15 protein-coding genes, 1 tRNA gene and 1 riboswitch are annotated in these 13,328 nt (G+C 36.7%); of the genes, 6 read left to right on the top strand and 10 right to left on the bottom strand.

Translation table 11 applies throughout. The features are described from left to right. Nucleotides 1-88: 88 nt before the first annotated feature. Nucleotides 89-2,038, bottom strand: coding sequence for an RNA polymerase sigma factor RpoD (gene rpoD / locus B9T35_RS09150; protein ID WP_265733441.1), 1,950 nt, complete (start codon nucleotides 2,036-2,038; stop codon nucleotides 89-91). 324 nt (nucleotides 2,039-2,362) lie between these two features. Here rpoD and B9T35_RS09145 point away from each other — a divergent pair, with 324 nt between their 5' ends. Both B9T35_RS09145 and B9T35_RS09140 read left to right on the top strand, forming a co-directional pair. Beyond that, nucleotides 2,363-2,572, top strand: a complete 210-nt coding sequence (locus B9T35_RS09145; protein ID WP_086190804.1) for a PA3496 family putative envelope integrity protein — start codon at nucleotides 2,363-2,365, stop codon at nucleotides 2,570-2,572. 77 nt (nucleotides 2,573-2,649) lie between these two features. Next, nucleotides 2,650-3,174 carry a YecA family protein gene (locus B9T35_RS09140; protein WP_086190803.1) on the top strand — a complete coding sequence of 175 codons (525 nt, stop codon included), beginning with the start codon at nucleotides 2,650-2,652 and terminating at the stop codon, nucleotides 3,172-3,174. 282 nt (nucleotides 3,175-3,456) lie between these two features. Here the strand turns inward: B9T35_RS09140 and B9T35_RS09135 are convergent, their stop codons facing one another. The 3 genes from B9T35_RS09135 to B9T35_RS09125 all read right to left on the bottom strand — a co-directional run bounded on the left by B9T35_RS09135 (nucleotide 3,457) and on the right by B9T35_RS09125 (nucleotide 5,566). Further along, nucleotides 3,457-3,726 carry a DUF4282 domain-containing protein gene (locus tag B9T35_RS09135; protein ID WP_086190802.1) on the bottom strand — a complete coding sequence of 90 codons (270 nt, stop codon included), beginning with the start codon at nucleotides 3,724-3,726 and terminating at the stop codon, nucleotides 3,457-3,459. A gap of 371 nt (nucleotides 3,727-4,097) precedes the next feature. Then, the gene (locus B9T35_RS09130; RefSeq protein WP_086190801.1) at nucleotides 4,098-4,403 is read right to left on the bottom strand and encodes a hypothetical protein; all 306 of its coding nucleotides are present in this window, start codon (nucleotides 4,401-4,403) and stop codon (nucleotides 4,098-4,100) included. A gap of 230 nt (nucleotides 4,404-4,633) precedes the next feature. Further along, a complete protein-coding gene (locus B9T35_RS09125) occupies nucleotides 4,634-5,566 on the bottom strand; it encodes a rhodanese-related sulfurtransferase (protein ID WP_086190800.1) in 933 nt (310 codons plus the stop codon). 117 nt (nucleotides 5,567-5,683) lie between these two features. On the opposite strand from B9T35_RS09125, the gene B9T35_RS09120 reads away from it, so the two are divergent. Continuing rightward, on the top strand, nucleotides 5,684-6,169 hold the full coding sequence (locus B9T35_RS09120; RefSeq protein ID WP_086190799.1) for a DUF1289 domain-containing protein: 486 nt from the start codon (nucleotides 5,684-5,686) through the stop codon (nucleotides 6,167-6,169). A gap of 496 nt (nucleotides 6,170-6,665) precedes the next feature. Next, on the top strand, nucleotides 6,666-7,049 hold the full coding sequence (locus B9T35_RS09115; RefSeq protein ID WP_086190798.1) for a DUF2750 domain-containing protein: 384 nt from the start codon (nucleotides 6,666-6,668) through the stop codon (nucleotides 7,047-7,049). 64 nt (nucleotides 7,050-7,113) lie between these two features. Here B9T35_RS09115 and ribB read toward each other — a convergent pair whose 3' ends face one another. Next, nucleotides 7,114-7,773 carry a 3,4-dihydroxy-2-butanone-4-phosphate synthase gene (gene ribB, locus B9T35_RS09110; RefSeq protein ID WP_086190797.1) on the bottom strand — a complete coding sequence of 220 codons (660 nt, stop codon included), beginning with the start codon at nucleotides 7,771-7,773 and terminating at the stop codon, nucleotides 7,114-7,116. Nucleotides 7,774-7,874: 101 nt separating this feature from the next. Next, a riboswitch (FMN riboswitch) is annotated at nucleotides 7,875-8,035 on the bottom strand. Between the two features lie 187 nt (nucleotides 8,036-8,222). On the opposite strand from ribB, the gene B9T35_RS09105 reads away from it, so the two are divergent. Next, complete coding sequence (locus B9T35_RS09105; RefSeq protein ID WP_086190796.1) at nucleotides 8,223-10,049, top strand: DUF2157 domain-containing protein; 1,827 nt, start codon at nucleotides 8,223-8,225, stop codon at nucleotides 10,047-10,049. After that, nucleotides 10,046-10,597, top strand: a complete 552-nt coding sequence (locus tag B9T35_RS09100) for a GDYXXLXY domain-containing protein (RefSeq protein WP_086190795.1) — start codon at nucleotides 10,046-10,048, stop codon at nucleotides 10,595-10,597. The genes B9T35_RS09105 and B9T35_RS09100 overlap by 4 nt, the downstream gene beginning before the upstream one ends. A gap of 64 nt (nucleotides 10,598-10,661) precedes the next feature. On the opposite strand, the gene panD is transcribed toward B9T35_RS09100, so the two are convergent. From panD to B9T35_RS09075, 5 genes are all read right to left on the bottom strand, one after another. Continuing rightward, complete coding sequence (panD, locus tag B9T35_RS09095) at nucleotides 10,662-11,042, bottom strand: aspartate 1-decarboxylase (protein WP_086190794.1); 381 nt, start codon at nucleotides 11,040-11,042, stop codon at nucleotides 10,662-10,664. Nucleotides 11,043-11,187: 145 nt separating this feature from the next. Beyond that, on the bottom strand, nucleotides 11,188-11,766 hold the full coding sequence (gene pth, locus B9T35_RS09090) for an aminoacyl-tRNA hydrolase (protein WP_086190793.1): 579 nt from the start codon (nucleotides 11,764-11,766) through the stop codon (nucleotides 11,188-11,190). Nucleotides 11,767-11,785: 19 nt separating this feature from the next. After that, nucleotides 11,786-12,082 (bottom strand): 50S ribosomal protein L25, encoded by a 297-nt coding sequence (gene rplY, locus B9T35_RS09085; protein WP_086190792.1) that lies wholly within the window; start codon nucleotides 12,080-12,082, stop codon nucleotides 11,786-11,788. A gap of 101 nt (nucleotides 12,083-12,183) precedes the next feature. Further along, a complete protein-coding gene (locus B9T35_RS09080) occupies nucleotides 12,184-13,137 on the bottom strand; it encodes a ribose-phosphate pyrophosphokinase (protein ID WP_086190791.1) in 954 nt (317 codons plus the stop codon). A 36-nt stretch (nucleotides 13,138-13,173) separates the two neighbouring features. Continuing rightward, nucleotides 13,174-13,248, bottom strand: a tRNA-Gln gene (locus B9T35_RS09075). Nucleotides 13,249-13,328 lie beyond the last annotated feature (80 nt).

Below are 13,328 nucleotides of genomic sequence, written 5' to 3'. Positions count from 1 at the left end.
CTGCATAAGTGCAGGCGTTGTATTATCTATTAACAATATAAATGGGGATGCTTAGTGCAATTTCAAGCACCCATTTACATCACTAAGATTAATCGTTTTCTAGGAATGAACGTAAGTGTTCAGAACGAGAAGGGTGGCGAAGTTTACGTAATGCTTTCGCTTCAATCTGACGAATACGTTCACGTGTTACATCAAACTGTTTACCCACTTCTTCCAAAGTATGATCCGTTGGCATGTCAATACCAAAACGCATTTTCAATACTTTTGCTTCACGTTCAGTTAAGTTCTCTAGAACTTCACGTGTTGCTTCTTTCAAGCCTTCTGATGTTGCTGCATCAATAGGTGAAGTGATGTTGCCATCTTCAATAAAGTCACCAAGATGCGAATCTTCATCATCACCAATTGGCGTTTCCATAGAAATCGGTTCTTTGGCAATTTTGAGGACTTTACGAACTTTAACTTCATCCATCTCCAAACGTTCACCCAGTTCTTCAGGAGTAGGCTCACGACCCATTTCTTGAAGAAGTTGACGCGATACACGGTTAATCTTGTTAATGGTTTCGATCATGTGTACTGGAATACGAATGGTACGTGCTTGATCGGCAATTGAACGCGTAATTGCCTGACGAATCCACCAAGTTGCATAAGTCGAGAATTTATAACCACGACGGTATTCAAACTTGTCTACGGCTTTCATCAAACCGATATTACCTTCCTGAATCAAATCGAGGAATTGCAGACCACGGTTGGTATATTTTTTCGCAATTGAAATAACCAAACGTAAGTTAGCTTCAACCATTTCTTTTTTCGCACGACGCGCTTTCGCTTCACCAATCGCCATACGTTTAGAAATGTCTTTAATATCTTTAACGCTTAGACCTAAGTCAGCTTCGATGTCAGCAATCTTTTGTTGGAATGCCAATACATCCGGACGAACTTTTTCTAAGTAATTTTTTAGCTCATTTGGTGCTTTTGCAATTTGATCATCTAACCAAGCAAAGTTTGATTCGTGACCAGGGAATGATGTACGGAATTGTGTGCGATCCATACGGCCACGACGAACTGCATAACGCATCACTTCACGTTCAGATGTACGAATACTTTCATGTGTACTACGAATCATTTCTGAAATGATTTCAAATAAACGTGGCGTAAATTTAAACATCATAAATACAGTTGCAAGTGCTTCCATTGCTTCTGCAGATTCGTTGCTATCACGACCATGCTTCGCAATACTTTCTTTCGCTGCTTTCCAAACCGCTGCTAATTCGTCAAAACGTGCTTTGGCAATTTCTGGATCTGGACCAGATTCGCCTTCAGAATCGTCATCAGTAGTTTCAGCTTCTTCTTCTTCGTCATCTTCATCAACTTTGACATCTTTTGCTGGTTTTGCTGATTTTGAATCGTCTTCTTCAACTTCTTCAACTTCTTCTTCCAAAACTTCTGGAATAACTTCATCAGATTCAGGATCTAAATAACCAGAAAGAATATCGGCTAAGCGACGTTCGCCACCTTCATAATCTTTATATTCTTGTAGTACAACTTCTACTGCATTTGGCCAATATGAAATTGAATGCAATACATCTCGAATACCTTCTTCGATACGTTTGGCAATACTAATTTCGCCTTCACGTGTCAAAAGCTCAACTGTACCCATTTCACGCATATACATACGTACTGGGTCAGTCGTACGACCAGGTTCATTTTCTACAGAAGCAAGTACTGCAGCGGCTTCTTCTTCTGCAACTTCATCCGTGGTTTCGTTATTACCTTCGAACATCGTATCATCAGATTCAGGCGCACGTTCGTGCACAGGAATACCAACGTCTTGAAGCATTTGAATGATGTCTTCAATCTGTTCGCTTTCTGTGATTGAGGCTGGGAGATGATCGTTAACCTCAGCGTAGGTTAAGTAACCTTGTTCTTTGCCTCGGCTAATCAGAGCCGCTACTTGTGAAGTAGGGGAATGTATATCGCTCATCTTTGCTCTCTTCTCGTTGAATCTGTGGCAGTAAAAAACCGTGCAATAGTCGACCAGCTAGACATATCTATTCATGCATAGCTTATCGATTTCATCAGAGAAAATATCGTCTGATAAAATATTAAAATTTGGTTTCAGTGAAATAATAAATGGGGGATGAAGTTGTTGTTTTCAAGTTCAGCCCTAGCGTATTCCTATTTAAAATCTATCATCAAATAGAAGGACGTAAGGTGGATTATACCATGCCATAAAATTAAACAAAAAAAAAGCCCTAATTCACATTAAAATTAAAAAATAAATACATAAAACTTGACAAGGTCTCAGAAGAGAGATAAATAGCGCCTAGACCCATTCACATTTTTTCACTTTGAGGTAGTTTTAGTGTCTTCTACAGATTTTGAACTAGATGATAGCTACGGTGATGATGAAGTTAGTTTTGATGAGTCATCAAGCAAAATTAGCGCAAAAGAGTCGTTAGAAAAGCGCCGTCTGATTGATGACTTACTGGCTCAACGCCGTTTAGATCGAGAATTAAAAGATTTTGATTATGATCTTGATGATGACGATGATTTTGACGACGAAGACGAATAAATCATATCAGGCATAGCATGACTCATATCCCTAGGAATGCTATGCTACACCCCTAATTAAGTTATGTTGGAATCAAAATGAGTGCTTTAAATTTAGACCAGTTGAGTGACTATCTAGATGGCGACCAAAATGAGTATGGTCTGGATTTCGCAGCAACTCATGGTTTCTTATGTGCAACTGCTGTTGGTCCTAAGTTTGATAAATGGCTTGATGAGCTATTTGATAATAACCAGAAGAAAGTTCCAGCTGAAATTATTACTCAAGTTCAAGCTTGGTTAGAAGCACTTCGTCAAAACTTGGCCAACGAAGAAGGAATTGCGTTTCCTTTTGAGATTGAAGAAGCTGACGTAGAGTCAAGTTTAGGCGACTGGAGCGTTGGTTTTGTAGACGCGATGTTCCTCAACGAAGAAGCTTGGTTTGCACCAGAGTATGAAGATCAGGTTGTTGATCTAACTTTACCAATGATGGTCTTTAGTGGTGTGGATGATGAAGACCCACAAATGGAATCTTTCCGTCGCAATGGTCAGTTAATGGATGAGATTGCGGAAGAAATTCCAGAAAATTTAAATGAACTTTATTTGATGTACCATACGCCAGCGTAATGTTACATCATGAGTCGCGATTATATCGTGGCTCATGTTCTACCAATCAAATCAATGATTTGATTGTATTTAAAGGCACCTTTTAAAAGGTGCCTTTTTATTGCTTTGTACAATGCTAAAAATCAAAAAAAGTTTGGTTTATTGGTCAACAATAAATATAAATGAGTATTTTTCTTAAGAGACTACTTGCAATAAAGCCTTTTAATTTCTCTTTGAAGAGAGGATAAAAAGGGGGTATTTATATTTATGCAAGATGTCTCTTTAAACTTTTAGCTTTTTAAATTATGGTTGGCGATCTGCAATTTTCTTAAGATTTTCATGAATTTTAAAAATGACAATTAATAATTCTGAATAGACGCGGACCAATATTCCACCAAAGATCAAGATTAAAACAGCATAAATTAGTCTTTGAAAAAAGCCAGCAAATAGACCATAACCAAATCCAAAAAGTGTTGAAAAGGCAGTAATTACGACACCAATTAAGCCAAGCCAATAAAGTACAGTGACAATTTTTGGCGTCAGCATATTATCAAGGGTTAATAAATTATTCATATAGTCTTCCTATTATTCATATTTAGTTAAAACACACGCGTTATTCATCGTTCATTTAGGTGTGTTGAATGAATAATAAGTGAAATAACTCTCAAAATCGATGACTTTATAGACGAATTATATGCATTTATATCGAATTATTTTGCAAAATTTTGATGAACTATTTGAATAAATCAAACAAGTACAGTATTTTTTTGATGATATATTTATTTGTAAAGTCAGCTCAATCCTAGTTAAAGAATATATTGAAATCCATGATTTTGAACTATGTTAACAATATTGCGGTTAAGGGTTGAATATAAAAATAGGATGTTTGATCGCATCCTACAAGGTATTGAATATTATTTAGAATAATTTATTTCTATATCTCATTATTCTTGAAAATTCAACAGTGTGTAAATATAGACTTTACGTAAAATATAACTAATGATAATCGGGATACTAGTTAATAATAAATAGCTGAATAAATGTGCTTTTATGCTGTATCCAATACTGAGTGCAATAGTTGCTCCAAGTAGAGTACCTAAAATCACGATGAACAAATGTGATTGATGATTGAGCTGGCTTTTAAGTTGTTCAAAATTGATTTGTTCACTTAAAGGGTTCTGAACGTTATATACATTTTTCTTCTGTAATATACGTGATTGAGGAGTATGCAAATGAACTATTTTAGACATATATATTCTCCTTGAGTTTTTATAAAACTTTATATAAAACAAATTCTTATTATCATGTTTTAAGATATCTAATCTTATGAAATTAGATTAGCAAGTTCGTGAGGGAAAGTACTTAGAGAAGTATGTGTACCTTGTATCATTCTTATTATTTTTTATAAAAAACGTAGTGAAAAAGTAAAAACCGCAACATAAAAGCTGCGGTTTTTAACATACGATTTACAAAGTGCAGATTATAAACGTTTACGTTTTGCCGCAACAATCTGTGATTGGCGCATACGGAAGCCATCTTTCTGTTTTTCTGTGGTTTTATCAATACAGTATTTACAAGAAACGCCATGCTCATAGCTTGGAAGTTCAACTTCGTTGGGAAGTAAAGGCCAACCACATGCGTGACACTTCGTATTTAAGCCTTCTTCAACACCATGAGTAACTGCGGTGCGACCATCAAAAACGAAGCATTCACCTTCCCACATGCTTTCTTCAGCAGGGGTTTCTTCTAGGTATTTTAAAATACCACCTTTAAGATGATAAACCTCATTAAAGCCTTCTTGAAGAAGCAATGATGTTGATTTTTCACAACGAATGCCACCCGTACAGAACATGGCAATTTTTTTATCTTTGTGTTGTTCAAGATTCTGTTTTACATATTCAGGAAATTCACGAAAGGTTTCAGTATTTGGATCTACAGCACCTTTGAATGTACCTGCTTTATATTCGTAATCGTTACGTGTATCAATTAAAATCACGTCATCACGAGCAATCAGGTCATTCCACTCTTTCGGATCTAAATAATGACCCACTAAATCACGTGGTTTTACTTCAACGCCAAGCGTTACAATTTCAGATTTGAGTTTAATCTTCATTTTACGGAATGGTTTATCATCACTTTCAGATTCTTTATATTCCATGGTTGTAAAACCGTCGTCTAAAAGAAATTGACGAATGACATCAACCGCTTGACGATCACCAGCAACAGTGCCGTTGATTCCTTCACCTGCAACAATTAGAGTACCGCAAAGGTTGATGGTTTTTACCAATTCAACAAGACGTTGTTGAAGATCAGCAGGATCTTGAACTTCTTTGAATTGATAAAGTGCTGCAACAACCCAACCAGAGGTCGCTTGCTGTTCTACAGGTGCAAGCTGTTCTACAGTAGCGTTCATGGAGTACTCCAAATGTATTAAGATAAGATATATTTTACGGCGCATATATTAGCGCTATTTATTGAAATAAGCGAGAAAACCATAAAAGAAATATGGTTTTAAATGAGGATTTGTGTTTTGAGTAATGATCGTCGAATACCTTCTTTGACACCTTGTGCAGGGCGCTGCTCGACTGTATTTGGTGATTCAGTCTGTCGAGGATGTCGACGCTTTAACCATGAAGTGATTCGTTGGAATACATATACCGCAGAGCAACGCTTGGCTGTGTGGAAAAGATTAGATGCCCAGTTGGATCAAATTTTAGTTCCTATGTTACCTTTGGCAAATGTACAACATGTGACAGGCTTTATTTTGGGGAAGCGAGTACGCGTACTTGATAGTGCCAGTAAAGGGCGGAAGTTGTACCACGCATTAAAAATTTGTGAAAAGAATAAGCATCTGGCGGATGAAAGTGGTTTAGGCATTAGCATGCAAAATGTAAAACCGATTTGGCAAGAATTTGAACGTCGTGTTTTGGCTTTGGCGACGGCCAGTTATGATCTGGCTTTTTTACGTGCCGATGGCATTAGTCATAGTTTGATGCAGATGCTGGAAGATGATTAAGAATTTATTTAACTCTAATGGATAGACATCTTGCACAAGGATTAATCACCATTTTATTTTCTCCTGTGATGAAAAATAAGATGGTGCTATGTAATAATTCTCATCGTTAATTTGGGTTTTTACTCTGGATAATTTGTTACTGTTAAAATAAGCAGCATGACTAAGCTCTGTTGATTGTCATGATATTACTTACAAATGTAGATATAAAATATAGTTACAATATGGGTAATGAATTTCGCTTCCATCGTATCATCCAATATGTAAATGATTGACTCATTAATCATCGATATAGAACTGCTGATCGATAATTTTAATTTAAAAAATATACAAAACTATGAGTCACTTGTGGTTTAATTCTCATTATAATTGTAATGTATGGAATATATACGACAGCCTCATTCAATTTTGAGTTGTGCTATAACCATGTATAATCTTGAAAGTAGGATGTTTTAAAATCCATAGAAAATTTAATCATAAAAAAGCGACGGTAAATAGTATGACTATAGATCAAAAAGAATTAGAAACAATTTTGTTATTAGATGCGGAAGACCGCAATGAGTTTTTCTTCGATCAAATTTCTGAAACAGGTTTAGTATGGGGCTTGTGTGGCGAAGGTTGGGCATCATTTTTAGATGATGCACAAGGTATTCAACTTTTTCCAATTTGGTCAGATCAAGAACTTGCTGAAGTGAATGCAAAAGGTGAATGGGAAGGTTTTGAAGGTAAATCATTTACTTTACAACAATTTGTTGAAGAGTTAATTCCTGAGTTACTTCAAGCAAATATGCAACTCTCAATTTTTAAAATTCCAGCAGATTCGGGTTTTATTGCACATCCTGAAGTTTTATCAAAACGGTTGGCAAGTAAGTTTGCATCGTAAAACATTCTAATATTGATAAAAAGCCCTATTTCAAATAGGGCTTTTTTGATTTTTAGCTTTTAAATTAAATATTGTGTTTTAAGCGATATTGAACCAATTCTTCAATCGTAATAAGAGTGAAGTTATGTGTTTGTGCATAAGCTAAAACTTGATGACCTGAAGCCATTGTTCCATCAGGATTAGTGACTTCACATAACACACCAGCAGGTTTTAGACCTGCCATTCGAGCAAGATCGATAGAACCTTCTGTGTGCCCACGACGCGTTAATACGCCACCATCACGACCACGAAGTGGGAATATATGCCCAGGGCGGTTTAAATCGCTGGCTATAGCTCCATTTTTAATTGCAGTATGAATAGTCGTCACACGATCTTGAGCAGAAACTCCAGTAGTTACGCCTTCAGCAGCTTCAATGGTAATGGTGAATGCTGTTTTAAATTGGCTCGAGTTATCATTGACCATTGGCGGTAGTTCAAGATGATCTGCCAATTCTGCTGTTAAGGTTAAGCAAACGATACCAGAGCCATCACGAATCATACGTGCCATGGTCTCAATATTTAGTGTTTCAGCTGCAACAATGAGGTCGGCTTCATTTTCACGATCAAAATCATCCATAACCAAAACGGCTTTGCCTTGGCGGATATCTTCTAATGCTTGCTCAATACGTTGTTCAGCAGGTGGGAGGGTAGAAAAGAAAATTTCGGGTTGAATTAAACTAGACATTGAAACGCTCGCGTAATAAAAAAGTACGGTTGAACATTTCAGGACATGTGAAATAGTGGCGTTACGAAGCATATCCAAATATTGAATATGTCAAATTGTGACGTCGTCTTCTTTCATCCGGACTATACCGTCGGCTTTGGTATTTCACCAAATCTGCGAATCATGAATTGAATATGATAGGCTCGTGGGCTGATTAGGTCTTGATCAGTTGATCAGCCTAACTTACCACCGGTGGGGAATTACACCCCGCCCTGAAGCGATGTAAGATTATTATAGCCATATTTGATGCAAAAAATCAGCTTTTGTATAGAATGGTGAGTACTATAAATAGAACATTTAATGCTTAACTTATGAATTTTTAAAAGGTTGAGTATTTTTTTAATGCGGATTAACATTTTAAAAGACTATTAAAATTAGACCAATAACAACCAATAAGGAGAATTCAATTTATGCAGATACAACACCATATTTTTCCGTGGAATAGTGATCGTTTCATTCAACATTTATCTATTTTAGGTTTTGCACTTATTGCAACCAGTGTCATGTATTTAGTTGCTGCAAATTGGTTAATGTTACCGCATTGGGCACAATTACTCATTCCGCAAAGTTTATTGTTATTGAGTGCGGTTGCTAGCATTTTTCTGTCCAAGCATGATTTTTTGGTACAAACGTTTAATACAATTTGTGGGTTAATGATGGGACTGAGTTTGGCTGTTATTGGTCAAATTTATCAAACAGGCGCAGATAGCTATCTGCTTTTTTTAGTCTGGTCTGTTTTATTGTTGGCTTGGCTATATCGATACAATATCGGTGTATTTTTATTACTTTGCGTTATTAGTCAAATTGCTTTGTTTCTATTTTTTAAGCAAACATTTTGGGGTGACCAATTTCCTGTTTTGTTTCTCGTAGCGCTTAATATAGTGACTGGATTACAATTTTATTTTTGCCTCAAATATTATCCAAAGCTTCGTTATATTTTTATTCTTTGGGTGAGTATTTTTTCGATTTGGCATATGTGGTCATTTTTGTACGGTGATGGTGAAATCGCCTTTTTAGCATCTCTTATTTTCACTTATTTAGATATCAAAATAGCATATCTAATTTCTTCATTCTTTTTACTTTCAATATCATTGTTCTATTTTTATAAGAAAAAAGACCAACTGTGCAGTGTGTTATCGGCTGTTGGATTGGGCGTGGTATTGACCTTCTGTATTGTTGATGTCGTAAGTAACTTATTTTCAAATTCTGAAATTTTTCAATTATTTTTCATCGCATTGGTTATTTTTGCTTGGTTTGCTTTGATTAGTTATTTATTGGTAAAAGCATTGCCCAATAGTCGCTTTAATATGATTCCACTTGCTGTCGGTGCATGGATTGCAGGATTAATTTTAGCTTCTTTAATGCTGACTTTTTGGGAAAATTTTTCCCTGATTATGGGATTGTTATTTGTATTCATCGCAATTTATATTTTAAAGAAGAAACAAAGCCTGTTTTTAAGACAACTTGCCTATTGTTTGTTTATTGCAGGGCAGGTCGCTTTCCTTTTTCACTTGGGTCTTCTTATTGAAGAAATATTTCCGATTCTTTTATTACAAATCGGATTCTTAGTCTTGTCCTACTTTTTACGAATGCATTGGTTTTTTATTTTTATGCAATTACTCGGAACATATGCCGTAGGCTTTGCTACCATTTTAAATTTGAATGATGCATTTAAAACTGATGATTTCTCTGAAAGTTTAAGTTATATCGTTCTCTTGAAGTATTTATTTTTTGTTTTAGTTTTATGCATTTCTAAAATTATGCCTTCACAGTATCAACGTAGTGTTTTACTGGCCATCCTAATGATTATTTTATATTCAGTATTTTTTGAGTTCGTAGTCTCTAATTTTATAGGACTTGCTGTTCAACATCACTCAGTATTATTTTATGGGCTTCCAGTTATTTGGTTCACACTTTTTGTTTGTCTATTTCTACTCAAACAGTTGAATATATATGCCTTAATTATATTAACTGCCTTTGCTACTGTATTTATTGTTTATGGTTATTTTGAAATTTTCATTGTTTTAAGTATTTTGGCTTGGGCAATACAGCGTCAAGATAAACTCATTTATGGTTTTTCACTGACCTGTTTAGTTTTTCTTTTAGGCTTTCTCTATTACAACTTGCAGATTACATTTTTGGTTAAAAGTGCCAGTATTTTTTTTTCTGGATTATCAATCTTAGCATTGGCTTATTTACTGAATAAGCTTTCAATGACAGAGGAGCGCATACCATGAAAAAGTTTATACCTCTGTTGATTGCAATAATCAGTATTGTACTTTTTACTGGGATGATTATGAAAAATGAAATGCATCTTAAAAACAGTCAAAGTATTTATATTCAATTAAAACCTGTAGATCCACGTTCTCTCATTCAGGGAGATTATATGCAGTTAAATTATGAGTTATTTTTTGCACCGCACAATTCAGATCAAGTTGATTTAGTTTTTTCAGGTGGTCATTTTGATGAACTTATTCAAAATAAGCCAAAGGTCACGACATTCGTAGAGTTAGATGAGAGGAAACGCGTGATTCATACTAGTTTTACGCAACTGACAGAAAATCATACAGAAAAATTGGTTTTGCGAAATCCAGATAATCGCTACACCTCTCTTTATCCCGCATCTCAAAGTTTTTTATTTGCGGAGGGTTTAGCTGAATGTTATGCACAAGCACAATATGCTGAATTTAAGGTAGATAGAGAAGGTAATGCAATTTTAGCCGCATTGAAAGGGCAGAACCTTCAAGACCTTGGCTGTGAGTATCAAAAGAGTTGGTGGCAATAGGACAGATAAATTTAATCACATTCATAAAAAACCCGCACGCAGCGGGTTTTTTGAATTTTACTTTTTATGCAACTTGAACTGGAATACAGTTTGCTGTGTGATTCACAGTATTGTTTGGATTTGCATAAACAAGGCGTGGTTTATGTGCATCGGCTTCTGCATTGGTGAAGTCACCAAATGTAGCGATAATCACTAAATCACCAACATCTGCTTGATGAGCTGCGCCACCATTTACAGAGATAATACCAGAGTTTTCTTCACCACGAATCGCATAAGTCGCGAAACGTTTACCGTTAGTGACATTCCAAACATGGATTTCTTCATATTCACGGATACCCGCTAAATCCAATAAAACGCCATCAATAGCACAAGAACCTTCATAATGAAGCTCTGCTTGTGTTACTACTGCACGGTGAATTTTTGCTTTTAATAAACGAGATAGCATGAATAGCGTCTCCTGAGTTGCCCTAAGATGTTATCCTATGATTAAACAACAACTTCTATTTGGGTGGATGCGTTTGAAAGCGCATTTTGCTCTCAAAAGCCCCATATGGCAAGAAAAATTGTTTAACAAAGATTAATTTTATGTACTAAGGTTTATAGGCATTTATTTGATTCATTGCCTGTTGGATTTCACCATTAACCAGTAATTTTATACGGCCTAAAGCATAGTGAATTGCATCGTCCATAAGTGATTGTTCACTTGAGGGCGCTTTGCCTAAAACATGACCAGACACACGTTCTTTAGAACCCGGATGTCCGATGCCAATACGTAAGCGATGAAAATTTGGACCAATATGCGGTACGATGTCTTTTAGACCATTATGACCGCCATGTCCACCGCCTGTTTTCAAGCGAATAACACCCGGATCCATATCTAATTCATCGTGAGCGATTAGCATTGCTTCTGGGGCAACTTGATAGAATTTTGCGAAGGGTACAACACTTTGACCTGAAAGGTTCATAAAGGTTGTTGGTAATAATAGTCGAACGTCTTGACCTTCAATATTACCACGACCACTGACTCCTTTATATTTAGGGTCAGCTTTAAGACTAATGCCATATTGTTCTGCGAGGCGTTCTACGAACCAGAAGCCTGCATTATGGCGGGTTTGGGCATACTCCTTACCGGGGTTACCCAAACCGACAATCAGTGAAAGTTTAGTCACTCATTTACACCATTAACACTTATGCGCGTTTAAAGTCAGCGTGCATAGGTGTGTTTTTAGCTGGATGACGTTGTAAAGCTTGGATTTTAACGCTTTCAACTTTACCGTCGATAGTGATTTCAATTACTTCTTCAAAGAAAGCATTGTTTTCTAATGCTTTAACAAGTTGACGAAGTTCTAAAGTAATCGCTACAGGTTCAGCAGCACCACCATAGATGATTGCTGGAACTTTTGATGCAAAACGAAGGCGGCGGCTCGAACCTTTCCCTTGTAATTTTACATCACGTGCTTCTGCATTAAATACGAAATTGCTCATGAGATATCCTCAGTATGAGTAAAGTTTACGTTAAACTTTCGACCAGTCTAACGATGAAAAACCCTACCAGTATTGATAGGGTCATAAAAAATTATTGATAATTATAAATAACTATCGAACATCGCGCTAATAGATTCTTCGTTGTTAATACGACGAATTGTTTCAGCAACCATGCTTGCTACAGAAACTTGGCGAATTTTACCAAGCTCTAAAGCTTCTTGTGAAAGTGGAATCGTGTCAGTAACAACGAGTTCATCAATCACAGAATTACGTAAGTTTTCTAAAGCTTTACCAGATAAAACAGGGTGAGTTGCATAAGCAATCACTTTACGAGCACCAAAAGTTTTCAATGCATCAGCTGCTTTACATAAGGTACCTGCAGTATCAACCATATCGTCGACGATAACGCAGTCACGATCTTTCACATCACCAATCAAATGCATCACTTGTGATTCATTTGCTTTTTGACGACGTTTGTCAATAATTGCAAGATCGATATCACCCATTTGTTTTGCAACAGCACGTGCACGAACTACACCGCCAACGTCAGGTGAAACCACCATCAGGTTGTGATGTTGTTGTTGACGAAGGTCAGCAAGCAAAACAGGTGTTCCGTAGATGTTATCTACAGGAATATCGAAGAAGCCTTGGATTTGGTCGGCATGCAAGTCAATCATCACAACACGGTCAATTCCCACGGTTGTTAGCATATCTGCAACAACTTTCGCGGTAATTGGAACACGAGTTGAACGAGGTCGACGGTCTTGGCGCGCGTAACCAAAGTAAGGAATAACGGCAGTAATACGACCAGCGCTTGCGCGACGCAAAGCATCAGCCATAACGAGGATTTCCATAAGGTTATCATTCGTTGGGGCACAAGTTGGCTGTACGATAAAGACGTCTTTACCACGCACATTTTCAGTAATTTCGACAGTGATTTCACCATCAGAAAATTTACCTACAGCAGCAGCTCCCAACGGGATGTGCAAGTGGCTAACGACTTTTTGAGCGAATTGTGGATGAGCTGATCCACTAAAAACGACAAGATTGGGCATGAAGCACCCTTGGCGGTTGGAATGTTTGAAAATAGATGGCAGGGGCGGCTGGATTCGAACCAACGGATGCCGAGATCAAAACCCGGTGCCTTACCACTTGGCGACGCCCCTAATGCGGCAGAACTTTAATATTTTTACAGCTCTATGTCAAGGAGTTTAACATGAAAGGCGTAAGATTATGTTCTGTCTTT

This window comes from Acinetobacter sp. ANC 3832, assembly GCF_002135415.1.
In the GTDB taxonomy this organism is placed as follows: Bacteria; Pseudomonadota; Gammaproteobacteria; order Pseudomonadales; family Moraxellaceae; genus Acinetobacter.
The sequence above is the reverse complement of the archived record's forward strand: the minus strand, read 5'-3'. Positions and strand labels throughout refer to the sequence as shown.